This window comes from SAR202 cluster bacterium (genome assembly GCA_016872355.1).
Lineage (GTDB): Bacteria > Chloroflexota > Dehalococcoidia > Lucifugimonadales > VGZY01 > VGZY01.
In genome coordinates this window covers 1-24,608 of the sequence record VGZY01000021.1, presented here as the reverse complement: position 1 = coordinate 24,608, position 24,608 = coordinate 1, and the positions used below count along the sequence as shown (strand labels likewise).

Sequence of the window (24,608 nt, the reverse complement as noted above, 5' to 3'; positions counted from 1 at the left end):
TTATACCCCAGTTTTGGGACTGGAGGCAGCGCGCGGATCATGTCTCCCTTGACACGCATTGCGGGCAGGGGCATCATACAGCCGAGCGAAGCAGGAGGAGCCCGGTTGCCGAACGTTGTTGGTCCACGCGTGGCCGCCAGGCTGCTAGTCCCTTTTGCTCTCGCGGCGCTCGCCCTGCTTTCAGCCTCCTGCGGCCGAGATGCCTCCGCGCTTTCTGCCACGCCCGTTGCCACAGGCGCTGCCGCATCGCCCGTGAGGTACGGCGGCACCCTCGTCCTCGCCAACAGGGGCGACCCTCCCGCCGGCTTCGACTCCCTCCGCACGAGCAGCATCGCTCTACACCACGTCGGAGGTGCCCTCTTCGGCCCGGGCAACCTTGTGATGCGGTGCCGCGAGGATGCCTCGCAGGTGTGCGCTTACCTGGCGGCCTCATGGTCGCACAACACCGACTTCACGGAGTGGTCGTTCGACATCCGCCCCGGTGTCTTCTGGCACGACGGCACGCCGTTCACCGCGGCCGACGCGAAGTTCTGGCTTGACCTCGCGTATTTCGGGGCCAGGGCAGGGGAGAAGGTCCGCGCCCCCGCGTATTTCAAGGCGGAGCTTGGAGAGATTGAGCGGGTCGAAGCGCCCGGACCTGACAGGCTGCGCGTCGTGTTCGCCGCGCCAAACCGCCACTTTGTCGAGTCGCTCGCCAACCCGAGGTTCAAGATCGCACACCCTCGCCACCTAATGCAGCCGCGAATCGACGCCGGCGAGGTGAGCTTGAGCCCCCTGGACGTCGGCCTGGTTGGTCTCGGTCCATTCGCCCTGGAGAAGTACGAACCGGGGACGATCGTGCAGGTACGGCGCTTCGATAGGTACTTCGAGACATCTCCGGAAGGCCCGTTGCCGTACCTGGACGGGATCGACTACGTTGTCATGACCGAGCCGCTGGCGATGGACATCGCATTCCGTAGCGGCCGGCTGGACGGCGGCGCGCGTGGGCAGGGCCACTACCTCTCTCCCGAGCGCAAGCAAGGCTACGTGAAGGACCTGGGCGATGACGTTGTGTTTGCCAGGATCGAGGGAGGCACATTCCGCCTGGCGTTCAACGTCCTCAAGACTGGTCCGTGGCAGGACTCCCGCATCCGGCGCGCGATTGCGCTGTGGATAGACAAGCCGGCCGCAATCCCCGCTGCACTGCCGTTCGGTTGGACCTCACTGGAAACGACCGCGGGCGACGGGGAGATTCGCCGCGACTTCGTTAATTGGCCGGGCTTCGACCAGGCGCCGCTGGAATCGCGTCGCGCAGAGGCCACCATGCTGATGGCGGAGGCAGGTTACGCGGGCGGATTCAGAATGGGCCACCTCTGCCGCGCGCTCAATCCCGCCCCGTGCGAATATCTCAAGGACCAGCTTGCCGGGCTCGGTATAGACCTCACCCTGCAAATGCTGGACGAGGCGGAGTGGAACGCCGCCCGCCTGACGCTGGACTTCGATTCCGAGCAGGGCCGCCTGACGCCTCCTTCTATTCCCGAGGCCACAGTCTCGGTCTACGGCCGTTACAGCATTAACCCGGATGCCTTCACGAAGCACGAGGACGCCAGTGTGGACGCCCTGTACGCGCGCCTGAACGACGCCGCAAGCCCCGAGGAGCGCATTGCCCGGTGGCGCGACATTGAACGGTACCTGTTCTTTGAGCAAACCTACGTAATCCCCATCGCCGAGTCCGTCGACGAGGTGGCCTACCGGTCTTACGTGCGCGGGCTGGCCATTCCGATGTTTGACGGCCACGCCAACACCGACTTCTCGACCGTCTGGCTGGCGAAATGACGGCACCGGCGGGCGGTCGTGGCTAGGTACATTGCCTGGCGGGCGGCACTCGTCCCGCTCTCGCTGCTGCTGGCTTCCGCCCTCGTGTTCCTGGCGCTGATGGCGCTGCCTGGAGACGTTGTTCACGTCATAGCGGGAGACGCTCCTGCGACCCCGCGCATCCAGGAGGCGCTACGCGAGGAGCTTGGCCTGGACAGGCCGCTGTACGAGCAGTACCGGCGGTGGCTGCTCAGCGTCGTCAGCGGCGAACCCGGCGGCCGCTCTCTAGAAACGCGGGAGCCCGTCAGGTCAATAATCGCCCGGCAGCTTCCGACGACCCTCCTTCTGGCCATTTACACAGTGGTGTTGTCCATGCTCGTGTCGTTTCCACTGGGCGTGATGGCGGCGGTCCGGCGAAACAGATGGCCTGACTACCTCGTTCGACTTCTTACGCTCGCCAGCATGGCGATGCCCGACCTGCTGGTGGCCCTCTTCATACTCCTCGGGCTCCTGCTCGTGTTCCAATGGTCGCCGCCCATCATCTACGCTGCTCCGTGGACGGACCCATGGCGACACGCGCTCATCATGGTGTGGCCTGCCGTGATACTTTCCTGGGAGTATAGCGCGCACATCATCCGGGTGACGCGCGCGGGCATGATATCGGCGTTCAGCCAGACCTTCATCACTTCAGCCAGGGCGAAGGGGCTGACCGAGCGCAACGTGGTCCTCCGGCACGCTCTGCGGAACGCCATGGTCCCCAGCCTGACGGTCTTCGGCCTGCAATTCGGGCGGCTTCTCAGCGGCGCGCTGGTGCTCGAAACGGTCTTCGGCCTCCCGGGAATCGGCAGGGGGCTTGTCCAGGCGGGCCTTGCGCGCGACTACCCCGTGGTACTGGCCCTCGCCTCGCTACTGGTCTTCATTTCCCTGATCGTCAGCCTGGTGGTGGACGTTCTCTACGCATATTTTGATCCCAGGATATCCCACACGGCATGAGGGCCATCGCGCTGGTAACCAGGAGGCCGGTGGCTGCGGCATCGCTTGCCGTGCTGGCGGTGTTTGTCGCCGTCGCGCTTCTGGCGGATATTGTTGCCGCGCACGGCCCGCTTGAGCAGGATGCCGCCCGCCGCCTTCTCGCCCCCGGAGGAGATCACCTCTTCGGAACGGACGGTTTCGGAAGGGACATCTTCAGCAGGGTTGTCCACGGCGCTCGGGTGTCGCTGGTCGTGGGGTTCCTCGGCGTGGGCCTGGCGGCTGTCGGCGGGACCGTGGTGGGGGCGGCGTCCGGGTACATCGGAGGCAAAGTGGACATGCTCGTCCAGCGCGTCGTGGACGTGTTCCTTGGGTTCCCCCCGCTCGTCCTTGCGATGGTTATCCTGGTTGCGCTGGGTCCCGAGCGCACGTCCCTGGGGGCCGCCGTGGTCAGCAGCGCGGGCGCTGCCGCAATCGCGCTCGCCCCGCAGGTGGCGAGGCTGGCAAGGGCGACGACACTCGCGTTGCGGCAAGAAGGGTACATCGAGGCTGCCAGGGCGATAGGAGCAAGCCCCCTGCGGGTTGTGGGGCGCCATGTGCTCCCCAACGGCCTCCCAATCATTCTCGCCCAGGTCACCGGCTTCTTCGGCGCGGCGATCGTGCTGGAAACTTCGCTCAGCTTCCTTGGACTGGGCATCCCTCCGCCGTATCCATCCTGGGGCCGAATGCTGAACGAGGGCGCCCGTCGCTACTTTGAGGTCGCCCCCTGGGCGACGATCTTCCCCGGCCTCGCCCTTAGCGCTGTGGTGCTATCCACCGCAATGCTCGGGGACGCCCTCCGGGACATCTTTGACCCCAGGGGCGGCGACCGCGATTTGTAGCTCTCCGGCCGACCAGTCCGACATGTCCTGCTCGTCAGACCCGTCCTGCTACTTGGCCCGCGGCAACTTTGTGCCCGGCACTTTCATCCTGAGCCGGTATACAGAAGTGCGCGCGCAGACGTACATGGAGCGGTTATCGTCGTCTCCCCAACCCATGTTGGCGGGAAGCTCGGGGAGGATGACCGTGCCCAAATGCGCGCCGCTGTCGTCGAAGACCCACATGCCGCCCGGCCCTGTGCAGTAGACGTTGCCTTCCATGTCCACCTTCAGCCCGTCCGGGACTCCCGGCTTTTCGAGCTCCCCTAGCTCGGCGAACACGCGGGTGTTGGCCAGCGAGCCGTCAGCCAGAACATCGAACGCTCCGACATGCTTGTAGTAGCGTGTGTTGGCGACGTAAAGGGTACGCTCGTCAGGGGAAAGGGCGAGGCCGTTGGGGTATTCGTACGGTGCGGCGGCGAATACCTCGCCGTCCGGCGTCACGCCGAAGATGTGGTTCGCCCGTATTTCCGGGTTGGCGACGCCGACCGTGTATGGCCAGTACCCCATGTCCGTGAAGTACATCGTCCCGTCCGACCGGAAGATTACGTCGTTTGGCTTGTTCAGTCGCAGACCGCGCCAGGTGACGGCAAGGGGAGTGCGCGAGCCGTCCTCCTCAAGCCGGTAGACCCGACGCCCCCAGGGCTCGCACACCACAAGCCTGCCGTGCAGGTCCAGGGTCATCCCGTTGCCGCCCGTGCTGTTGTGGGCCACCGGGAATCGCTCTTTGGTCTTGGGGTCAAGCCGCCAGATCTCGGGGTGGTTCGTGAAGTACAGGTAGCCATCAGGGTGCCAGACCGGCCCTTCGGTGAACTTCAGGCCCGTCGTGAGAAGCTCCGCGTCCCTCGATTCCAGGACCTCGTCTAGCATGTCAGCCATGGTCGCGCCTTACTCTCCCAGTGCGGCCAGGAGCCCAAGGGTCCAGATGAGGTCCCACAGGCCGAATACAGCAATCACGATATCGAGGGTGCTGAACCGGGCCCTGGAGACCGTCGCTTTCTTCAGCGATTCCCAGTACTTGTTGATGTCGGCCTGCACGGAAGCAAGAATAGCAGTCGTTATCGCGATCTGAATGGCAGTGAGTATGAAGACGGTGAGAGATGCATCCTTCGAAAGCTCGTCCAGCGGTCGCAGAGTCTCGGGATTGAACGTGAGCGGGAGGACCACGGTCGCGAGGATGTTGATGATTACCAGCACCAGCACCATCAGCATGGGGCTGAGGCTGTTGGGGATGTTGTTATTATCCATCAGGGCCTTGTAGGCCTTGATGTGGGCATGCGCCCGGAAAAGGCCATATATGGGAACCAGGATGGATAGGGCGTGCCACACGGGATAGGCTTTCTCACCCGTATGGTCCCGGTAGTGCTTCCAGGTCAGATACATCCAGAAGATCATGTAGATGCCCGATCCCAGCACGCCCATGATCGCCACCCGGCCAACCGGGATGACCACAGGCATTTCGCCGGCGCGCGCCTGGGCGGCCGCAGTCGGGGGCTTGTTTTCCTGCCCCTGAGCGGGCTCGGTCTGCTGCACAACGGGCTGCTGCTTCCCGCACGCCGCGCAGGTAATGTCCTTATCGTCCGTTCTTTTACCGCAATGCCAGCAAAACGGCATTCAAGACTCCGTCGTGATTTGTGTTCAATAAGTGTTATCCGTCGATCGGCGTCAGATCATCGTGTGGCCCTGCCCGCCGTCCACAGGGATGCACGCGCCCGTTATCAGGTCTGCCCTCGTAGAGGCCAGGAAGGCCGTCATGTCCCCCACGGGCTCAGGCCAGCCGAAGCGGCCCATCGGGAGGTTGGTCTTTACAAAGTCCTGCACAACCTCCGGCGGATTGCTCTTCCGGTAGCGCTCCCAGCCGCCGCCGGGGAAGTCGATGGAGCCCGGCGCAATCGTGTTGACGGTGATGCCGTCTTTCGCCAGGCTGAGACCGGCGTGCTTGGTCATCGCGATCACCGCCGCCTTGGCGGACATGTAGCCAACATTGCCGCCGTGCTCCCTACCCCAGATGGAGGAGATGTTAATGATCCGGCCCCACTTCTGGGACTTCATGTGCGGGATGACGAGCCTCATTAGCTCGTAACCGCCATACACATTGAGATCGAAGGTGGCCTTGAGGTCCCCCAGCGACGTGCCGGCGATGTCCGACCTGTTCTTGCTGCCGCCCACGTTGTTCACGAGGATGTCAATTGGCCCGAGCCGGCTCACAACGGCATCGTGCAGCGGCGCGGCGTCCGCTTCGCTCGAGATGTCAGCCTGAACGCCGATCGCCTCCACGCCCTTTGCCTTGAGCTCGGCGACGGTCTTATCGAGCGTCTCCCGGGTCCTCCCGCAGATGGCCACTTTCACGCCCTCGCCGGCAAGAGAAAGCGCGCACTGGCGGCCCAGCCCGCGGCTGCCGCCGGTTACCAGGGCAACCTTGCCCGAAATTCCAAGGTCCATTGAGTCCTCCGGAACGCAGGGATTACGGGCAGCGTGAGGTGTTCGCGCCCGTCAAAGTCTTACAGGGAACTAGTTGATGCTTACGAGGCGAACGTCGAAGATCAGGTCCTTGCCCGCGAGCTCATGGTTCGCATCCAGGGTTACAGTGGAAGTCGCCACCTTCACGATGGTGAAGATCCCTACACTCCCATCCGCCATGTCTCCCTGAAGCTGCATACCGACCTCCGGCGCCATGTCCTGCGGTATCTCGCTCCTGTCGACTTCAAAAACGAGCCGGTCGGACCACTCTCCGTACGCCTCCGCCACAGGGATATTCAGCGTCTTTGCATCCCCGGCCTTCATTCCGATTACCCCGTTTTCGAACCCCGGGATTACTCTACCCTCGCCGATGGTGAACGTTATGGGGTCGCTGTCCCCGGAAGAGTCGAAGACGGTCCCGTCGACAAGCTTGCCGGTGTAGTGCACGACCACCGTGTCGCCTGCCTTGGCCACTTTTGCAGCGGGCGTCGCGGTCGCCTCGGGCCCTGAAGATTTGCAGCCCATCAAGGCCAGCGCCATGATGGCCAGCATAGCCATTGCTATTAGTTTCGCCACGAGTCTCCCCCTTTCGGTTAGCTGACACCGCAGTAACTATAACATTTGCGGCGCATACCAGATAGAATGCTGCGGCGACAGAAGGGGAGTGTGCCGTCACCGGTGACGCGTCCTGTGTCCGGATGTTAACCTATTGGCCATTAACCTGAAGGAATTTCGAATGACACTCCTGACCGAGCCCAAGGTGTTTCTGGTCTCCCGCACATCAATTGATTGGGAGCAGGTTGCGGCGTTCCTGGAAGAGGAGACCCTGCCCGGCATTCCGGACAGCATCAGGGCAGGGCAGGATGAGTCCGCAGCAGTGATCGAGGTCTCTGCGAGGATGTGCTACATGAGCTTCGGTAAGGGCCGCAAGGACATCTCCGACTTCGTGACGAACTTGCTCGCGAAGGGGGACGGCTCAGTATTCGAGCACGTGAACTACGGCTTCGTCTTCACCGGGGTGTCTCGCGCGCTCACGCATGAGCTGGTGCGTCACCGCGCAGGCTTTGCGTACAGTCAGCGCTCGCAGCGGTATGTGGACGAGGACAGCAGCTCTTTCGTCGTGCCGCCTGCGCTCCTGCCGGACCGCCCGGGCACGGAGGATGCGCGCGCAATACTGGAGCGCGCGATGGACGCCGCGTCCGCCAGCTACAAGGACCTTGTGGCCGCGCTGGACAGGAGCCTGCCGAAGGACGCTTTCCCGCATCCGACCGACCGCCGCAAGGCGATCAGGCAGGCGGCACGCGCCGTGCTGCCGAACGCCACTGAAACGAAGATTTTCGTTACTGCCAACGTGCGGGCGTGGCGCCACTTCATAGAGATGCGCGGCGCTGCCTACGCGGACTGGGAGATCCGCCGCCTAGCCCTGCTGGTGCTGGACCTGCTTCAGAAAGAAGCGCCGCTGCTGTTCGGGGACTTCACGGTAGAGGGCCTGCCGGACGGCACGAAAGTGGCAATCGCGAAGTACCACAAGGTATAGTAAGGGCATGGAACGAAACCCGCTGCTAAAAAGAATATCGGTCGACCCGAATATTTGCTTCGGGAAGCCCTGTATTAAGGGCACCAGGATATGGGTGTCACTTTTGTTGGACTTCCTTGCTGCGGGTATGACCATCCTGGAAATTCTTGAAGAGTATCCTCAACTCTCGGAGGAGGACGTCAGGGCCGCAATCGCATACGGCGCGGAGATTTCGCGTGAACGGTACGTCGATATCCCAACTGAGGCGGCAGGGTGAGGTTCAAGCTTGATGAGAACTTCGGCACCCGCACTCAGCGTATCTTCGAGCGGTACGGCCACGACGTACATACCGTGCGAGATGAGGGTCTTTCGGGCAATGTGGACAGGTCTATCTACGACGTTTGCATAGCCTAACGAAGATGCCTCATAACTCTGGACCTGGACTTCTCCGACGTAACCCGCTTCCCGCCTGAGGACACTGAAGGCATTGCAGTCATCAGAGTGCCTCGCAATCCTACAGTCCCTTTACTCGAGAGAATGGTGACGAATCTTCTCGAGGAGCTTAAGGGCAAACCAATCGGCAGTGCCCTGTGGATTGTGGAAACCGGCAGAATCCGGATACATCAGAGTCTGGACTGAACCAGTATCAGAATCAGACCGGGCATCACAGTGTGATAGGCCCGGTCATGTTTCGAGTGTCGGATTTCCTTTGGAGCGGGCGCGTTAGCCGCTACTCGTACTCGATGCCGTTTCTCTCGCACCAGCGCCGCGCAACCTTTGCGATCGCCGGCTCCTTGTACTCGTTCCATTGCTCGGTCATGCCGTAGCGGCGCAGCACATCCTTGAACCGGCGGAACGCGCCCTTGCCCGTTATGGACAGCTTCACCATGCTGGCTACAGACTTGTTGGTGATTGAGTCCGCAAAGGTGGACATGAGCCTGTACTCATGGATGTCCCCTTTCAGCGGCAGGCGCGCGAAAGTCTCGGCGTCCTTTAGCACATCTGCGGCGCGCTTGACAGCTTCGGACCCGGCGCCTTCCCCTTCCTGGGCACCGTTCTTTGCGGACTCCAGGACACTTTCGTCAAACGTCAGCACCTCTCCAGTCACTTTGTGGAGGTAAGCCGTTTGCTGGTCCTTCATGGCGTCCAGCGTGCCAACTATCTTTTTCAGTTTGACTTTCATAGCGGTAGTTTTAGGAAGAACCTCTCCTGAGCACCTTGCCCGGCCGGGCGCCCGTGTGCTTGCCGTTGGAAACAACCGGCTCTCCGCCGACCAGCACATGAGGCACGCCGGTGGGCAGCTGGTGCGGATTGTCGAACGTTGCGTTGTCTATGACCGTGTCCGGGTTGAAGATAGTGATATCTGCAATGTAGCCGATTTTGATCACGCCACGGTCCTTGAAGCGCATTCGCTTTGCAGGGAAGGCCGTCATCTTGTAGATGGCCTCTTCCAGCGTCATCACGGACGGCTTCTGCCGAATATAGCGTCCGAGTATGCGCGGATATGTGCCGTAGAACCTGGGGTGCGGCTTGTCCTTGCTGTACTTCCCGCTGGGGGAGATGGCGCTGCCGTCTGAGCCGATCATCGCGAGCGGGTGGCCCATGAAGTAGCGCACGTCGCCCTCCACGCGGTTGTGAAACACGGCGCCCACATTGTTGTCGTTCTCGTCGATAAGCGTCAGGTAAGTCTCGTGAGGGTCGGCCTTGCGCTCCTTGGCAATCTGGGCAACGCTCTTGCCCACAATGCTATGGAACTTCTCGGAGGAGACGGACGCGATGACAATCGAGTCAAACTCCCACGGGAGGCCCTTGAACCAGCCCTTCCTCGTGTCCTCTATGGCCTTCTTCCTGATCGCCGGCGTGCGGAGGCGCTCCAGCATCTTCACCACGCCGCCTTCCTGCACCCAGTCCGGTATTAGCTGCGCCAGGTGCGAGCCGGCGGCGGTGTAGGGGTACATGTCGTACGTAACGTCCATGCCGCGGTCGTGCGCCCGCTCAATGGGGTCGGTCATCGTCTCGCCCTGGCCGTAGACGCGGCTGTCTATGATCGCCATGTGCGAGTACTGGACGGGCACGCCCGTGCGCCTGCCTACCTCTACCGCTTCCTTGACGGCGCCGACGTGGTTATTTGCCCAGAGGCGCGCGTGCGTGGCGTAGAAGGCGCCATCGTACGGCTTGATCGCCTCTACGATCGACACGATCTCATCCGTTGTGGCGTAGCTGCCGGGAGGCAGCGTGAGGCCCGTTGTGAATGCGAAGGCACCCTGCTCAACGGCCTCGGCGGTGAGCCTGCGCATATTCGCCATCTCGTCAGGCGTGGGAGGGCGATTGTCCAGAAGGCCTGCGGCTGCGCGGACGGCAGCGTGGCCCGCTTGAGGGGCGATGTTCATGGAGACGCCCTTCTCCTCGATCATCTTCGCCCACCCTGCCAGGTCAGACCAGCCCCACTCTACGTTCGTCGTCTGGAACTTGTAGCCGCCCAGAGGGCCGCCCGGAGGGACGGGGAACGGGGAGTAAGAGCAGTTGCCGACGACGTCCGTTGTCACTCCCTGATGGACCTTGCTCTCACCGCCGGGGTCGTCGATGATCGTCCGGTCCGAGTGCGAATGCATGTCGATGAAGCCCGGGACGACAATCATCCCTTTCGCGTCAATGACGCGCTTCGCCTCCGCCTTGCCAAGGTCGCCGATCGCTTCGATCCTGCCGCCTGTTATGCCCACGTCCGCCTTGAACCGCGGCTGCTTGGAGCCGTCGATAATCGTCCCATTCCGGATGATCGTATCGAATCCCAATGGAGTCTCCTTAAGTCACTTTCGTTGCTCAGTCCTGCCGGGTTGCAACCAGCAGTATCTTCGGCCGCAGTCTGGAGAGGGGAGTGAGGTCCCAACCGCCGTACACCTGCTCCGCCTTGAAGCCGCATTTTAGCAGAAGTGAGGTCAACTCCTCTATGGAGTAGAGCTGCTTGAACGCCAGGAACTCACGCACTCTGTCTTCCCTCGCCGGGAAGTGAAGGTCGCGCAGGACCTCGACGGACCTTTTCTCGTGAAGGTAGATCTCCTGGAGTGTCAGGCCCTGGGGCGAGAGGGACCAGTTCTTCCTGTGTGTCACCTGGTTGACGCTGTAAGACTTGTTGTCCAGGTCCATGAACAGCCGCCCGTTGCGGCGGAGCGCCCTGCGAATTCGCCCGAGCACAAGGGGGGCGTCTTGCGGCGAAAAGAGAGAAAACGAGTTGAACGCAACCATTGCGTGCTGGAACTGGTCTACCCAGGGGATGTCCCGGGCATCTCCGACTTCATATTCGATGTCGATGCCCCGGCGGACGGCCCTGCGCCGGGCGTTCGTAATCAGGCCGTCGGAAATGTCCGTGCCCGTAACAAGCAGGCCGTACCCTTCCGCAAGCGGAAGGGCGTGACGGCCGTACCCGCAAGCCACATCCAGCAGGTAGTCTCCCGGCTCCGCATTGAGGATTGCCGTGATGACCTGGACCTCTTCTTCGGTGGCGATGTCGCCATCCCATCCGGGGAACTCAAGGGAGGCTGCCCATCGGTTGAACTCATCAGATGTGTAGCCCGTCTGCTCCCAGTCCACCGGCAAGTCTGCTATCGGCGTCCGGCTCTCCAGGTAGTCGTGGATTGCGCTATGACTGAGCGGCATGGTTTCCCTCGGCGGCAGGCTAGTCCACGAAATAGACGCGCCTTAACACTTCGCTGGCGGCTGTGACACCGTCCTTGCACTTGAGCATTCCCGCGCGGCGCAAGGGGACCATCCCGTCTCTCAGGGCCTGTTCCCTGATGGCCTGGCCGCTGGAGCCCGCCGCTACCAGCCTGCGGGTCGTCTGGCTCACCGCGAGCACCTCAAAAACCCCTGTGCGTCCGGAAAACCCGGGGTAGCCGCAAAAGTTGCATCCCTTGCCTGCTACTAGCTGCGTGGCAGGCTCCTGCATTTCCGCCTCGTATGCAAATGCCTCTGCCTCGGTAACGGCGGCAGGCTCTTTGCAGTAGCCGCACACCTTCCTGACCAGGCGCTGCGCCAGCGTCCCCGCTACTGCGGTGGCGGCCATGTACGGCTCAATGCCCATGTCCAGCAGGCGCACGAAGGACGACGACGCGTCGTTGCTGTGGATGGATGCGAGGACCAGGTGGCCCGTGAGCGCCGCGTCAACGGCCGTCTTCGCAGTCTCCGCGTCCCGGATCTCGCCCACGAGGATAATGTCCGGGTCCCGGGCGCATGATGGAGCGGAGGCCGGTGGGGAAGTCGATCCCTGCCGCGCGGTTCACCTCTATCTGGTGGATATCCTCGATACGGTACTCTACGGGGTCTTCGACGGTCATGATGTTGCCGCGGTCGCCCACCAGCTCCATCACGGCCGAGTAAAGGGTTGTCGTCTTTCCCGAGCCGGTAGGCCCGGATACGAGGAGCATGCCGAACGGCAAGGACAGAAGCTGGCGCCAGGTCTTGAGCGGGCTCGCATCCAGCCCCAGGTCTTCCAGCCCCATGAGTCCGCCCGTGCGGTCCAGTATGCGTATGACCATCATCTCGCCCCAGGTGATACCTACGGCGGAGACCCTGAAGTCTACGCGCCTCTCGCCGAAGCGGAGTGAAAAGCTGCCGTCCTGCGGCCGCCGCGATTCGGAAATATCCATATCCGAAAGGACCTTGATCCGGGAGATCATGGACTCGTGGAGGCGGAGGGGCAGGCTGAGCACCTTCTGAAGCACGCCGTCCAACCGAAAGAGGACTTTCGCTGAATCCGCCGTGGGCACCAGGTGCACGTCCGATGCGCGCCGCTTTACGGCCTGGAGCGTGATCGTCTCCACTGCCTGCACAGCCTGCATTTCGGCAATGTTTTCACCGGAGAGCGCCAGGGCGGCAGGAGCGTTGGCCGCCGGCGAGGCTGGTGCGCCGTTCGCGCCGGGATGGCCGCTGCGCACTGAACCGGACGCGTACGTGCGGTCGATAAGCTCCGAAAGTCGCCCACCCAGTGCGAGAACGAACCTGGTCTGGTGGCCGGTGATCGAGGATATGCGCGTAGCTACCTGGAAGTCGTTGGGCGTGGCGGTGGCCAACCGCAACGAGCCGTCGGGGTCGAAGCCGATCGGCAGCACTTCGTGATCGCGGGCGATCTCTTCGGGGACGGTCCGAATCGCGTTCGGGTCCACCTGGACGCTTTTGAGGTCGACGACAGGTATCCTGAGCCTGTCCGTAAGGACCGTGGCGAGCGCGTCTGCAGGGATGACTTTGAGATAGACAAGGGTATCGAGGAGGCCGTCGCTGGAGCTTTCTGAGACCTGCCGGACCTTCTTGATCTGCTCTTGAGTTACGTAACCCGCGTCGATGAGGATGCGTCCAACACGCTCCTCAAACGCCGCGCCGCTTCTCCGGACCATGTGCGCCTCGAAGTGGACTCTCGGTAACAGGTTACAGCCAACCGTCCTCGTGGTCTAGGGTCTGACCGCTATGCCCCCTGGATACTGGGAAGCGAGACGGTCGCCTGCGATTCCATGAACACCCACGTTACGACGGAGCCGGCGCCGCCCAGCTGGATGCGGTCCATGTGACGGAGCCGGCGAGACTCCTTTTCAATGGACTTGCCGTTTACGAATGTGCCGTTCATGCTGCCGAGATCGGTAATTGTGTAGCCGTGGGAATCGGTCCTGATGGAGGCATGCTGCCTGGATACGGATGCATCGTCCCACATCACTGCGCATTGGGGCGCGCGACCCATAATGGACTGGCCCGGCGGCAATGGAATGATTGCGCCGTTACTGGGTCCGCCCTTCACAAGGAGCATCGCGGGGAGAAGCATTGGTACCTCGCTCCCCTCGGGTGGCATAGGACTGGTGCCGTTTCGCGCCGCTGGTCAAGGGAGTGAGGCCAATGATATATACGGCCTGACGGGGGGTGTCAAGCAACTCTCTCCGCTGGGGCAATACCATTGATTCCGCAGGAATATCCACCTAATCTTTCTTGAAGTACGCGTTCCCGTTTCGTATTGTATGTCAACAGGTATGCGAATCTGAGGGCAATGCAGGATGGGTGACATGCGGCGACGGCACAAGAGCTCTGTGTCCAACAGGCCGAACAGGGCAGGCAGGCTGCTCCTGGGTGCGGCGATTTTTCCGGCTTTGGCGCTCGCGGCGTGCCAGTCCTCCGCCGCGCCGATTGCCTTCGTGTCCGACCGGGACGGCAACGAGGAAATATACGCCATCCGCGCTTCTGACGGCAAGGAAACGAACCTTACTAACAGCCCTCGCCGCGAGTTCGACCCCCGCGTCTCTCCAGATGGGAAGGCGATCGCGTTCCGGACCATGGAAGGCGGCAACACCGCCATCGAGGTCATGCGAACGGACGGTGAAGGGCGCGGCGCCCTTGTCGCCGGCCCTATCGAGTATACGGGCCACCGCTGGGCCCCTAACAGCAACAGGCTGGCGTATATTGCCATCGATGCCGGGACGCCCGTGCCGTACCTGGTGAGCTCCGGCGGCGGCGTCTCAACTCTGCTGACGCAAGTGCCGGGCGACGATATTGGCGACTGGTCTCCGGCCGGAGACTCGATCGTGTTCTCAGTCAAGTCCGGCCCACAAATGGGTCTGTATGTCCGCAACCCTGACGGCGTCAACGAGTTCCGCCGCACGCAGACCCCTGACCACAGCGCAGTGTGGTCGCCCGACGGCAAGCGCATCGCCTTCATCTCCGATCGCGACGGCAACCCGGAGATCTACCTGGTAGATGCTGCTGGAGACCAGGAGACACGCGTGACCAGCACCCCGGCCCCGGAGTACGGCCTCTCGTGGTCCCCCTCCAGCAAAGAGCTGGTCTTCGTGTCGGAGAGGGACGGAAACGCAGAAATCTACATTCTCAACGTGGTTGACCTGGCCCAGACCCGCCTCACCTATAACGAGGCCCGTGACGACCAGCCGGACTGGTCTCCCAGCGGCAAGCAGATTGCCTTTGCGTCCTACCTGGACGGCGATGCCGAGATATTCGTCATGAATGAAGACGGCTCCGGACAGCGGCGGCTCACGAACAACAGCGCCAATGACACGAGCCCTTCCTGGTGACATTTAAACTGATATCATTCCATTAGACGCAAGCGCACAGGGGGCAGGGATGCTAGTCAATGGAGTGGATATCATCGAGATAGAGCGAGTTGGCAGAGTTACTGCCGAGTACGGCGACCGCTTCCTGAAGCGCATCTACACGGATGCCGAGATTGCCTATTGCCGAGGACGTGCGCCGCAGCTTGCCAGTCGGTTTGCCGCCAAGGAAGCCGTCATGAAGCTCCTGGGCACAGGCACCCGGGGAATCAGGTGGAAGGACATCGAGGTTGTCCGGGAGTGCGGCAAGGCCCCCACGATCAAGCTGCACGGGACCGCTCTCGCCCGCGCCGAGCGCATCGGCCTCAGCGATATCTCCGTCTCCCTCTCCCACTCTAAAGACACTGCCATCGCCACCGTCGTCGGTAACAGCCTTCACGGCAACCTCGTACCTTTCAGGCCCACCCGCGCCGGCGCGGATGCGCCTCCCCCTCCGGCCATATAGCGCGAACGCCGTCCACAGGCGTATGCTGAAATTACCAGTATGAAAATCGTAACCTCCGCCCAGATGCGGGACCTGGAAAACCGCTCCGAAAAAGCCGGTATCTCCACGCAAACACTTATGGAGAACGCCGGCCTGGCCGTTGCCCGCCGCGTGTGGGACCATCTTGGACTTGTAAAGAAAGCGCCCCTTACCGTGCTCGTTGGGCCCGGGAACAACGGCGGGGATGGGCTCGTTGCGGCGCGGCACCTGAACGAATGGGGCGCCCGGCCGACCGTCTTTCTCTGCCTCCCCCGCAAACCGCACGATCCGCTGGTGTCTGGTCTCCTCAAAGCCAATGTGCCTGTGCACAACGCTTTCACAAAGGATGGGCTGGTGCTGCTGGATGAGAGCCTGCATACTGCGCATATGGTGCTGGATGCCATCCTCGGAATCGGCAGGTCCCGGGCCATAGACGGCCCTCTCAAAGAGATAATTTCGCGTCTCATGGCCGAAAAGCTGGACCGTCCGGACCTGCGCATCGTCGCGCTCGACCTGCCAACCGGGCTTGACGCCGACACTGGGGAGGTGGACCCGGCAGGCGTCGTGGCCGATGTTACCGTTACACTTGGGTATCCCAAGATCGGACTCTACATGCCCCCGGGCGCAGAATACGCCGGCAGGATCGAGGCTGTGGACATCGGCACGCCGGCTGATCTGGACAGCGAAATCCCGCTGGAGCTTATGACCCGCAAATGGGCCGCCGCCGCTCTCCCGCCCAGGCCCCTCTTCAGCCACAAGGGAACTTTCGGCAGGGCGTTCATCGTGGCGGGCTCCGTCAATTACATCGGCGCGGCCTACCTGGCCGCTGCAGGCGCGGGCAGGGTAGGGGCGGGGCTGGTGACATTGGCGGTGCCGCAGGGCATCCAGGCCGCGGTCGCGGCAAAGGCGACGGAGGCGACGTACGTGCCGTTGCCTGAGGACCCGCCGGGGGAGCCGGCGCAGAATGCCTCAGGGACTATCCTGGCGAACGTTGAAGGATATGACTCCCTGCTCATAGGATGCGGACTGGGGCGGTCTGCCAGCGCAGTGCGGCTCATTGAGGACATGCTGCGCAGCTACCGGGAGCTTCCGCCGACCGTTGTGGACGCAGACGGCCTCAACTTCCTTGCCGGCTTGAGCGGCGAGCAATGGTGGGAGCGCCTGAACGACGATGCCATAGTGACGCCACATCCCGGGGAGATGGCGCGGCTCCTGAACAGCACGGTCAGAGAGGTGGAGACTCACCGCACCAACGTTGCCATCGAGGCCGCGGTGAAGTGGAACAAGATCGTGGTCCTCAAGGGGGCGTATACCGTAGTTGCGTACCCGACGGGGCAGGCCATGCTCAGCCCGTTCGCCAATCCTGCAATGGCCACTGCAGGCACCGGGGATGTGCTGGCGGGGGCCATCGCCGGGCTACTTGCCCAGGGGCTGAGCCCCGAAAAGGCCGCGGCGCTTGGCGTATATCTGCACGGGCTGGCAGGGGAGATAGCGTCTGCGGAGATCGGTGATGCGGGGATGCTCGCCGGAGACCTTCTCCCGGCGCTGCCGCGTGCCATCCGAGACCTCAAGGCCAACCGCCCCTTCGTGCGGCCCTGACCGGCCCTACTGGCCGTGCTCTTCGGGCGGCTCGGAAGGGTTGTTGGTCTTGTTCTCCAATCGCTCCGCCATTTCCTGCAGGAACTTCTCCATATCGGCAGACAGGGCAGGTTTTCTCTCAGGGTCCCGGCTTGCCTGGACCTTGTCGAACTCCACCTCGAGCTGTTGCACAAGGGCCTTCACATCAGGATTACTGTCCACCGCCAGCTCTATGCCGTCGTACTGCCTCTTACCCATCTCCGGGTCCGCGAGCGATTCCGGAAGGTCGTAAATGGCAGCCAGGACCTGGATGAGCCGGTAGGCCCCCATGTGGTCCTCATCCAGCTGTACATACTGAGGGATGTGCACCATGATGCTCGTCGTCTCCACGTTCGCAGCGGCCATAGCCTCAGTCACCAGGTTAACTATGCTCGTTGGGCCCTGGTAGGCGTTTAACCGGGGCGATACGAGGTGCCCTGCCTTGCGAAGCTTTTCCCCGCTCAGTGTGCCGGTTACGAGAAGGCGACGCGTGTGCGGGACCGAGTCGTACATTCCACCGATTCGGCAGTACTCCGTCACGTTGAAGAACTTCAGCAGCTCAACAATAGCGTCACAGTAGTCCTCCCCCATCATGTGCGGCTCACGCAGGTGGAGGAAGAGGAAGTCGCGATTGTAATTATCGAACTTTGCATACTGGACGATGCTGTTGGGCGTGATCAGCATGCGCCGGTTTTCCACAATGCGAATCCTGGGGCGCTCACGCGTAAAGTCCAAGAATACGCCGGGCCGGGCCAGGCGGCCAAGCTCCCGGGCGCCCAGGTGCCGCTCCACCTTGTTGAGGGCGAGCGTGCCCACGCGTCCAACGTCCACCCACGGGCGCAGCATGGCGATTGCGCAGGTATTCTTGAGCTCGGGGACTGGTTCTGCTATTTCAAATGCGCCGATCTTCATGCGGGGTGATTCACCGTGTGGATTTCAGGGGGCCTTACGATTTTAGCATAGGGACAGCGGGTGGGCGGGGGAAAAAAAGAGACCCCCTCAGCGTCGCGAGGGGGTCTCTTTCTCCGGCTTATATAACCGGTTTGCTATTCAGATGTACCGACTTCGACTACTTCGGGGCGACGACGATCAGCGGGGCGGAAGACTTCGACAGATCAAGGCCGATGGCCTCGACTGTGTACAGACCCACTGCGCGGTTGGCCGCGACCGTGATCGTGATCTGGAACGCGCCCATGTTGTTGGCTACCGTGCTGCCGATGCTCGCGCGGACCGGAGCATTGGCCGTGCCGGACACGCCGGTGATCATGAACAGGTTAACATTCTCCTGCGGCAGGAAGCCCGCGCCGGACAGGGTGATCGTCTGGCCCTGGCCTACGGTGCCCGCCACCAGGCTCGCGCCCAGAGGAGCCTCAGCCGCCGGGGGCCTGACCACAGGAACGGGCATCGTCTCGACAACTTTGACCGGCGTGCTGGCCATTGTGCCGTCAACGCCTCGGGCCTTCAGCGTTACCACAGGCGCGGCCAGAAGCGCTGCCTTGTTGGCTGCTTTCGCCACACCGGTCAGCGCGCCGAGCGGCGAAACGGTCAGTGAGAACGCGCCGCCCGCATTTGCCTCGGTGAAGCCGAGGCTAGGCTCGTTGCTGGCGCCCAGGTTGAAGTAGACCTGGACCGGCTCAAACGGCTGGAAGCCGGAGCCCCAGACCGTCAAGGGCTGGTTCAGCCATACAATGCCGCTGGGCGACGTTGCAAGAGCGGCCTCGGGCGATACGCCCGCAGGACCCGAAGGACCGGTGGGACCAGGGAGGCCGGGCTCGCCGGGGTGACCAGGCTCACCGGGGTTACCGGGATTGCCGGGGAGACCGGGAAGGCCCGGAGGACCCGCGGGGCCCGGAGGGCCAGCGGGACCGGGATTACCAGGGTTTCCAGGCAGACCGGGCTTGCCGGTAGGGCCGGCGCACGCGATCAGAAGCAGGAAGGAAAACACCGAAATAAGCATCACTAACATGATGCCACGCGAAGCAAAATGCTTTCTCATTTGGCCCCCTATCCTAAAATTTCCAGTGATTTGGAACTACCGCGGGAGAACTAGGCCGCACGATTTCAGGCCGCCCCTACCGCCCTCCGGTGCCGGACTACTCAGGGCTTGCCCGCCACAGCGGCCCTTATCATATTCAGGCCATATACCGTTGTCAACCCCCCTGAATGGCCTTCTTACGGCGATGTCCGACCGCCGCCATCGCCGTTTCGGCAGCCGGAGAAGGTTCCTGGTGGAAAGCGAGCAAAACGTGACGAACGACCTCAGGAAGCATTACGTCGATGAAAATGAAAATATCCAATACTTTAGCTTGCTTGCGGGCTAAAATAATGGATGCATTTCCGCCCAGCCTCGTCACTCGCGGCACCGTGATGAGGCCCATTCTGAATTCCCAGTATTACCTTAGTATTACCGTGGCCAGGCGCACTCGGCTTGTGAAGGGGCGTGCCATCCTGCTATATTTGTGTAGTTGCCCCCGTAGCTCAGCGGATAGAGCACCGGCCTCCGGAGCCGGGAGCGTGGGTTCGAGTCCCGCCGGGGGCACTCCCGTTTCCAGCGCCCCGCCACGCCGCCGCCTGTCTGGCCATGGGCCGCAGCATAGGCTAGAATTGAATGGTCCCGCATGCCCCCGTAGCTCAGTCGGATAGAGCAGCGGTTTCCTAAACCGTGTGCCCCGGTTCGATTCCGGGCGGGGGCACTCTCAAGAACCCCACAATAAAGCCCTTCCCGGCAATTCCGGAAGGGCTTCCCTTTTTCCTGACACTTCAAGCCCCAGCTAGTCTACAGCAGTGCCCTCGGGTAGCTCCTGGCCCATCGCGCCTGGTGGTGCAGCATCCCGTTAACCTTCACGTTCAGCTGGATCGAAAGATGGAAGCTGTCCACCGTACTTGTAAGGTTGGCGCTGGTATCGATGTTCATCACACCGTCCAGCCGCTTTATGGTCCGCAGGTGCTGGCCCACCGCCGATACGTCCGACGGGTCGCGGTTGCTCGCCCACACCGTCAGCTTCGATGTCCGAGTCGCCACCATCGACTTTCCGCCCCTGTACGTTGACACAAAGTCGAGCTTCAGCCCCGTACGATCGTTGAGAAGGTCGTGGACTATCTGCCATGGCGGGTTGTCAGGCTCGCCCTGGTACCAGGTATTGGCAGTGGGAGGCACAAAGAGATCGAACTCGTTGCCCGGCAGCGCGTCGCCTGCGCCATTTCGCAACGGCACGGCCGGCAAATCTAACCGGGAGGGCCGGAGCGCGCCCATGTACAGCCGATTTATCCCGTCGTACGGCGTAGGCCAGAGATTGGGAAAGTCCGCGCTGCTGATGGAAAGCCGTAACCTGTGCCCCTTGTCGAACCGCCACGCGGTAGCATCCAGGTCTACGAAGAGCTCGTAAACCTCGCCGGGAGTCATGGCCTCCGGCCGCTCCAGCGAAGTGCGGCGGGTGCCGTTAAGCACCCCAATCGTCACGAGGGCGCTTGTGCCGTCCGGCGCAACGTCACATAGGCGCGCCACAAACGCCATCACCGGCGCGGTGGAATCCGCGTGTATGACCGCCCGCGGCATGCCGATGATCTCCAGTGGCTGGGAAAGCGGAGCGGTGGTATAGGTGAGGGAGTATGCCTCGTCGGCCCGCTGGTCCGTTGGAAGGCCGTAGGGTACGCCTGCGCTCCAGAGGCCACCTGCAATCCCGACCGTCGGCCGGTACCTGTACTCCTCGAAGCGAGTCGCGGCCTTGGCCGGGACATCTTCCGACAGTACGCCCGGTGAGAGCCACAGGGTCTTTGTACGGGCACCCGGCACAGGGAACGATGGCTCCGCTCGCCAGTATCCGCTGGTCGCGGTCCGCATTGGGCGCGGCTCGTCATACGCCTGCACGTACACGGCCACCTTCGGCCCGTCCATCGCCCCGTTTGCCTCGCCCATCAGCCAGTGCCTGAACCACCGTAGCGCCTCCGGCCAATGGTCCGCCGCGGGTCCCGGCGTTTCAGTCCTGGGGCCGGAATGGTTCCAGGGGCCCAGGACCACCCTGTTCGGTGCTGACATGTTGGCGGAAAATCGCAGCGGGGCGTTGCAGTACCCGTCCCGCCATCCGCCTATCATCAGCGCGGCCGCCTTGATATCCCCGTAGCGCCCTCGCACGCTGCCGGGACGCCAGTACGGCCCGTCAGTCTGGTTCGCCAACCACGTGAGGATGTACGGCGCGTTGTCCGCCAGGTGCTGTTCCCACAGCCGCGCCCAGTCCGCCCCGCTGTACTCGGGGTACGGCGGCATGGAGTTCATGCCGATCATCGATGCGCCGTACGCGCCAATGTCGTAGTAGCAGCGCATCGCGCCGCCGCGGTAGTGGCAATCGTCCGTGTACCGGTCGTCCGTGAACATGATCGGCACAATCGCCGCCAGGTGCGGCGGCTGGAGGGCGGCCACCTGCACGCAGGTGAAGCCGCTGTAGGAAACGCCCATCATGCCCACCTTGCCGTTGCTCCATGGCTGGGCTGCTATCCACTCAATCGCGTCATAGCCGTCCTGCAGCTCAATAGGCCGGTACTCGTCGTCGTTCATGCCCTCGCTGGCGCCGGATCCCCGGCAATCGATGAACGCGCCAATGATGCCGTGCGTGGCAAAATAATGCATCGGCCCGGTGAACGGCGTCTGGTCGTCTTTCCGGTAAGGCTGGTACACGAACACCAGCGGGTAGGGGCCGTCGCCCTCCGGCATGTGCATGTCCATGGCGAGCCTCACGCCGTCGCGCATGGGGATGAGCACGTTCTTGACGAAGCGGACTTTGTGGGGGCCGTAGTAGTCGGTCAACGGAGCTCCTCGGAGGCAGTCAGCAGTCGGCAGTCAGCAGTCGGCCAGAATGGAGAATGCAGCCCGGAATTAACCTTCCGGTCTGTGGGCCGCAGACCCTTCACGAGCCAGAGCTTGCCTGAGAGCATATATTTGCTTTCCCAATGCGACGAGCGCCTCACGCATTTTTCATGCTCGTCCCAGGCCAGGTTCCCAAGTTGCCTGGCGATTTCCAACTGTGTGTCGAGTTCTGCCAGGGAACCCTGTGCGATACTCAGGAAATGGGAGTATTCCTTGTCTCGCCTTCGAGCATATCCCTCGGCGATGTTTGATGGAATTGAAACGGCCGCCCGCTGCATCTGGTTCGACAGCGCGTAGGTTTCAGTAGCTGGGAACGCCCTGGTTATGCGGTAGATGTCCTTTACAAGGTCAATCCCGCCCTGCCACACACGGAGTTCTCTGTAGCTCGCGACTGCCATACGTTATCCCTGGCGCCTCGTGCCACCGTCTTCGTTTGGCCGACTGCCGACTGCTGACTGCTGACTGCCCGCCCTCTCAATCGCTCGCACGCGCTGGAGCAGCGGCGGATGCGTGTAGTGCAGGAAGACGTACATCGGGTGCGGAGACAAATTGGAGAGGTTGTCCGACGATAGCTTCTTAAGCGCCTCGGCCATCTCCTGCGGCTTGCCGTAGGTGTCCACGGACCACCGGTCGGCTTCGTACTCGTTTCGGCGGGAGAGCCAGTGCATGATTGGGGAGAGCACCATCTCAATCGGAGTGAAGAGCAGGCCGAAGAATACGATGCCGGCGTACACGGACTTTTCGTCCATAAAGAAAGCGTCGTGCAGGCCCTGTGAGCTCAGGAACAGGGAGAAAAGGAATAGAAGCGCGCCAAGGTGGAGGATGCCGATGACGGTGCCCTGCACGATGTGGCGCTTCTTGTAGTGGCCTATCTCGTGCGCCAGCACGGCCGTAAGCTCGGGCACTGTGTGGTTCTTGACCAGCGTGTCGAACAACGCAATCCGCTTGTTCCGGCCGAAACCCGTGAAGAAGGCGTTCGATTTCGTCGACCGCTTGGACCCGTCCATCACCAGGATGTTGTTGAGAGTGAAGTTGAAGGACTTCGCATAGTCAAGTATCGAGGTGCGGAGCTCCCCTTCCGGCAGCGGCGTGAGCTTGTTGAACAGGGGCATGATCCACGTCGGCGCCACGTATTGGAGCGCCAGAATGAGCGCCGTTACCGCCACCCAGCAGTACAGCCAGGCCAGGTCGCCGCCGTACTCGAAGAAGGCCAGCACCGCCGCCAGCACCGGTAGGCCGACGACGATCATCAGCGCGACACCCTTAACCTGGTCCAGGATGAACGTCTTCAGAGTGGTCTTGTTAAATCCGAACCGCTCTTCTATCACGAAGGCGTGAAACACCTCGAATGGGAGCATGAGCAGGCCGCTCGCAAGCGCAAGCACACCGACGAACAGTATGCCGTTCACGATTACCGGCAGGTCGAGGTCCCTTACCGCCTGGTCGAGGGCGTTGAACCCTCCGGCCAGCCAGAAGGTCAGCACGACGGCCAGCCTGAAGCCGGCGGTGATGATGCCGAAGCCGGTCGTTACGCGCGTGTACTCCTGCGACTTCCGGTACTTCTCCGGGTCGTAAACGCCCTTCAGCTCCGCGGGGGGCTCGTGCGATAGAGCGCGGAGGTTCAGGAAGTCCGCCACAAGCTCTATTACAAACTCCGCAATCAGCGCGGCCAGTATCACCACGAAGAAGATGTTCATGTCGCTCAAAACCTCATCCGCTTATCGACCACGTCCTTCAGCGGCTCGCCCTTGATGAAGCGCGCGCAGTTCTCGAAGAACGCCTCGCGCCGGCGGTCGTCAATGTACGCCCCCTCGCCCGCCATGTGGGGAGTGAGAATCGTGTTGGGCGCGTCCCACAACCTGTGCCCCGCCGGCAACGGCTCGATCTCGTACACATCCAGCGCCGCGCCGCCTATCGTCCCGGAATTTAGAGCGTCCGTCAAGTCGTCCAGCACCACCGTCGCACCGCGGCCGACGTTTATGAAGACCCCGCTCCGCTTCATCAGTTTGAACTCACGCATCGTGAACATCTTTTCGGTCTCCGGCGTGTGCGGGACGGTTAGGATGACGAAGTCGGCCTGCGGGAGCAGCGAATGCAGCGAGGATGGGCCGTGCATCTCGGCAACGCCGAGGAGAGGGTCCGTGCGGCGCGCGTCGATGCCGATTACCCGCATACCGAATGGAACGCAGAGCCTGGCCGTTTCCACGCCGATGCCGCCCATCCCGACTATCAGCGCCGTGCAGTCCGGCAGGTAGGTCACCGGGTGGTTGGGGCCGTACTGGTGCAGCGCCTGCTGTTTCACGTAGTGGTGGATCCCACGGGAGAATGACAGGACATACGCCAGTACCTGGTGGGCGATATGGTCGGAGAAAATGGCTCGCGGTATCGTGACCTGCACGGGGCTCTCCACGAGCGCCTTGTGGTAGTATTCCGGCGGTTGGCCCTGCCTGGGAGAGTGAATCCAGCGGAGCCGCTTCGCCTTTGAGAATAGCTCTGGGACGATGTCCCCGAACGCAGCATCTACCTCCCCAATGTGGCGGTGGGCCTCCTCCACGCTCTCGCAGAGTGTGACGCGAACGTCCGGCAGGCGCTTGCGGAGCTGGTCCGGCCAGGTCCTGACCGCGTCCTTTTCACGCTTGTCTTTGATGCTGGAGGTAAGTATCAGCAGATTGAATGCCATAGTGGCGGGAGTATAAGGTTGGGGTACAGGCATGTCAACGGGAATGGCGAACGTGTGTCTTTGCTCAGTGATATTGTCAGTAGGTAACTGCTCAGTGAATATGTCAGTCCATGAGAGGACTACATTTGACCGAGCGAGAAGCGAAGAGAGCACAGATACTGAACCTTGTTCTGGAGGGGCGTTGCGAGGCAAGTAAGGCCGCTGAGCTGATGGGTGTCAGCGAGCGACATGTGT

25 protein-coding genes, 2 tRNA genes and 1 pseudogene are annotated in these 24,608 nt (G+C 62.3%); 11 read left to right on the top strand and 17 right to left on the bottom strand.

The genetic code is table 11. The features are described from left to right. Window positions 1-39: 39 nt before the first annotated feature. The 3 genes from FJ319_06515 to FJ319_06505 are packed head-to-tail and all read left to right on the top strand — an operon-like array spanning window position 40 to window position 3,644. Window positions 40-1,815 (top strand): ABC transporter substrate-binding protein, encoded by a 1,776-nt coding sequence (locus tag FJ319_06515; protein MBM3933939.1) that lies wholly within the window; start codon window positions 40-42, stop codon window positions 1,813-1,815. A gap of 18 nt (window positions 1,816-1,833) precedes the next feature. Then, window positions 1,834-2,787: an ABC transporter permease gene (locus tag FJ319_06510; protein MBM3933938.1), complete on the top strand. Its 954-nt coding sequence runs from the start codon at window positions 1,834-1,836 to the stop codon at window positions 2,785-2,787. Then, complete coding sequence (locus FJ319_06505) at window positions 2,784-3,644, top strand: ABC transporter permease (protein MBM3933937.1); 861 nt, start codon at window positions 2,784-2,786, stop codon at window positions 3,642-3,644. The genes FJ319_06510 and FJ319_06505 overlap by 4 nt, the downstream gene beginning before the upstream one ends. 48 nt (window positions 3,645-3,692) lie before the next feature. On the opposite strand, the gene FJ319_06500 is transcribed toward FJ319_06505, so the two are convergent. From FJ319_06500 to FJ319_06485, 4 genes are all read right to left on the bottom strand, one after another. Further along, entirely contained in the window at window positions 3,693-4,559 is an 867-nt protein-coding gene (locus FJ319_06500; protein ID MBM3933936.1) for an SMP-30/gluconolactonase/LRE family protein, read from the bottom strand. Window positions 4,560-4,568: 9 nt separating this feature from the next. After that, window positions 4,569-5,294, bottom strand: coding sequence for a hypothetical protein (locus FJ319_06495; GenBank protein ID MBM3933935.1), 726 nt, complete (start codon window positions 5,292-5,294; stop codon window positions 4,569-4,571). 51 nt (window positions 5,295-5,345) lie between these two features. Beyond that, a complete protein-coding gene (locus FJ319_06490; protein MBM3933934.1) occupies window positions 5,346-6,122 on the bottom strand; it encodes an SDR family oxidoreductase in 777 nt (258 codons plus the stop codon). A 69-nt stretch (window positions 6,123-6,191) separates the two neighbouring features. Continuing rightward, window positions 6,192-6,665: a peptidylprolyl isomerase gene (locus FJ319_06485; GenBank protein MBM3933933.1), complete on the bottom strand. Its 474-nt coding sequence runs from the start codon at window positions 6,663-6,665 to the stop codon at window positions 6,192-6,194. A 211-nt stretch (window positions 6,666-6,876) separates the two neighbouring features. On the opposite strand from FJ319_06485, the gene thyX reads away from it, so the two are divergent. From thyX to FJ319_06470, 3 genes and pseudogenes are all read left to right on the top strand, one after another. Further along, window positions 6,877-7,677, top strand: a complete 801-nt coding sequence (thyX, locus tag FJ319_06480) for an FAD-dependent thymidylate synthase (GenBank protein MBM3933932.1) — start codon at window positions 6,877-6,879, stop codon at window positions 7,675-7,677. Between the two features lie 7 nt (window positions 7,678-7,684). Next, window positions 7,685-7,933: a DUF433 domain-containing protein gene (locus tag FJ319_06475; GenBank protein ID MBM3933931.1), complete on the top strand. Its 249-nt coding sequence runs from the start codon at window positions 7,685-7,687 to the stop codon at window positions 7,931-7,933. Beyond that, window positions 7,930-8,295 (top strand): annotated as a pseudogene (locus tag FJ319_06470) (hypothetical protein). Before FJ319_06475 ends, FJ319_06470 begins: the two are co-directional and overlap by 4 nt. 91 nt (window positions 8,296-8,386) lie before the next feature. Here the strand turns inward: FJ319_06470 and FJ319_06465 are convergent. The 6 genes from FJ319_06465 to FJ319_06440 form a co-directional block, all read right to left on the bottom strand. Continuing rightward, a complete protein-coding gene (locus tag FJ319_06465) occupies window positions 8,387-8,938 on the bottom strand; it encodes a hypothetical protein (protein MBM3933930.1) in 552 nt (183 codons plus the stop codon). Further along, on the bottom strand, window positions 8,850-10,448 hold the full coding sequence (locus FJ319_06460) for a D-aminoacylase (GenBank protein ID MBM3933929.1): 1,599 nt from the start codon (window positions 10,446-10,448) through the stop codon (window positions 8,850-8,852). The genes FJ319_06465 and FJ319_06460 overlap by 89 nt, the downstream gene beginning before the upstream one ends. Before the next feature lie 28 nt (window positions 10,449-10,476). Then, on the bottom strand, window positions 10,477-11,310 hold the full coding sequence (locus FJ319_06455; protein ID MBM3933928.1) for a class I SAM-dependent methyltransferase: 834 nt from the start codon (window positions 11,308-11,310) through the stop codon (window positions 10,477-10,479). Between the two features lie 19 nt (window positions 11,311-11,329). Then, on the bottom strand, window positions 11,330-11,866 hold the full coding sequence (locus FJ319_06450; GenBank protein ID MBM3933927.1) for a secretion system protein E: 537 nt from the start codon (window positions 11,864-11,866) through the stop codon (window positions 11,330-11,332). Then, window positions 11,814-13,043: a hypothetical protein gene (locus FJ319_06445; GenBank protein MBM3933926.1), complete on the bottom strand. Its 1,230-nt coding sequence runs from the start codon at window positions 13,041-13,043 to the stop codon at window positions 11,814-11,816. The genes FJ319_06450 and FJ319_06445 overlap by 53 nt, the downstream gene beginning before the upstream one ends. A 68-nt stretch (window positions 13,044-13,111) precedes the next feature. Continuing rightward, window positions 13,112-13,489 carry an FHA domain-containing protein gene (locus FJ319_06440; GenBank protein MBM3933925.1) on the bottom strand — a complete coding sequence of 126 codons (378 nt, stop codon included), beginning with the start codon at window positions 13,487-13,489 and terminating at the stop codon, window positions 13,112-13,114. Between the two features lie 199 nt (window positions 13,490-13,688). On the opposite strand from FJ319_06440, the gene FJ319_06435 reads away from it, so the two are divergent. Genes FJ319_06435 through FJ319_06425 form a run of 3 tightly spaced genes read left to right on the top strand, consistent with a single transcriptional unit; the run spans window position 13,689 to window position 16,815 of the window. Then, on the top strand, window positions 13,689-14,717 hold the full coding sequence (locus tag FJ319_06435; GenBank protein MBM3933924.1) for a hypothetical protein: 1,029 nt from the start codon (window positions 13,689-13,691) through the stop codon (window positions 14,715-14,717). Between the two features lie 49 nt (window positions 14,718-14,766). Beyond that, on the top strand, window positions 14,767-15,198 hold the full coding sequence (gene acpS, locus FJ319_06430; GenBank protein ID MBM3933923.1) for a holo-[acyl-carrier-protein] synthase: 432 nt from the start codon (window positions 14,767-14,769) through the stop codon (window positions 15,196-15,198). A gap of 39 nt (window positions 15,199-15,237) precedes the next feature. Then, complete coding sequence (locus FJ319_06425) at window positions 15,238-16,815, top strand: NAD(P)H-hydrate dehydratase (GenBank protein MBM3933922.1); 1,578 nt, start codon at window positions 15,238-15,240, stop codon at window positions 16,813-16,815. 6 nt (window positions 16,816-16,821) lie between these two features. Here FJ319_06425 and FJ319_06420 read toward each other — a convergent pair whose 3' ends face one another. The 3 genes from FJ319_06420 to FJ319_06410 all read right to left on the bottom strand — a co-directional run bounded on the left by FJ319_06420 (window position 16,822) and on the right by FJ319_06410 (window position 19,211). After that, window positions 16,822-17,745, bottom strand: a complete 924-nt coding sequence (locus tag FJ319_06420) for a PAC2 family protein (GenBank protein MBM3933921.1) — start codon at window positions 17,743-17,745, stop codon at window positions 16,822-16,824. Window positions 17,746-17,902: 157 nt separating this feature from the next. Then, window positions 17,903-18,799 (bottom strand): hypothetical protein, encoded by an 897-nt coding sequence (locus tag FJ319_06415; protein MBM3933920.1) that lies wholly within the window; start codon window positions 18,797-18,799, stop codon window positions 17,903-17,905. A 184-nt stretch (window positions 18,800-18,983) separates the two neighbouring features. After that, complete coding sequence (locus FJ319_06410; GenBank protein ID MBM3933919.1) at window positions 18,984-19,211, bottom strand: hypothetical protein; 228 nt, start codon at window positions 19,209-19,211, stop codon at window positions 18,984-18,986. A gap of 89 nt (window positions 19,212-19,300) precedes the next feature. On the opposite strand from FJ319_06410, the gene FJ319_06405 reads away from it, so the two are divergent. Both FJ319_06405 and FJ319_06400 read left to right on the top strand, forming a co-directional pair. Beyond that, window positions 19,301-19,372 (top strand) — tRNA-Arg (locus tag FJ319_06405). Between the two features lie 81 nt (window positions 19,373-19,453). After that, a tRNA-Arg gene (locus tag FJ319_06400) sits at window positions 19,454-19,526 on the top strand. Between the two features lie 83 nt (window positions 19,527-19,609). Here FJ319_06400 and FJ319_06395 read toward each other — a convergent pair. Genes FJ319_06395 through FJ319_06380 form a run of 4 tightly spaced genes read right to left on the bottom strand, consistent with a single transcriptional unit; the run spans window position 19,610 to window position 24,407 of the window. After that, window positions 19,610-21,634 (bottom strand): CocE/NonD family hydrolase, encoded by a 2,025-nt coding sequence (locus FJ319_06395; protein MBM3933918.1) that lies wholly within the window; start codon window positions 21,632-21,634, stop codon window positions 19,610-19,612. Continuing rightward, window positions 21,631-22,092 carry a four helix bundle protein gene (locus FJ319_06390; protein ID MBM3933917.1) on the bottom strand — a complete coding sequence of 154 codons (462 nt, stop codon included), beginning with the start codon at window positions 22,090-22,092 and terminating at the stop codon, window positions 21,631-21,633. The genes FJ319_06395 and FJ319_06390 overlap by 4 nt, the downstream gene beginning before the upstream one ends. 3 nt (window positions 22,093-22,095) lie before the next feature. Beyond that, window positions 22,096-23,391 (bottom strand): M48 family metallopeptidase, encoded by a 1,296-nt coding sequence (locus tag FJ319_06385; protein ID MBM3933916.1) that lies wholly within the window; start codon window positions 23,389-23,391, stop codon window positions 22,096-22,098. 5 nt (window positions 23,392-23,396) lie between these two features. Next, complete coding sequence (locus FJ319_06380) at window positions 23,397-24,407, bottom strand: D-2-hydroxyacid dehydrogenase (protein MBM3933915.1); 1,011 nt, start codon at window positions 24,405-24,407, stop codon at window positions 23,397-23,399. Between the last annotated feature and the right edge of the window lie 201 nt (window positions 24,408-24,608).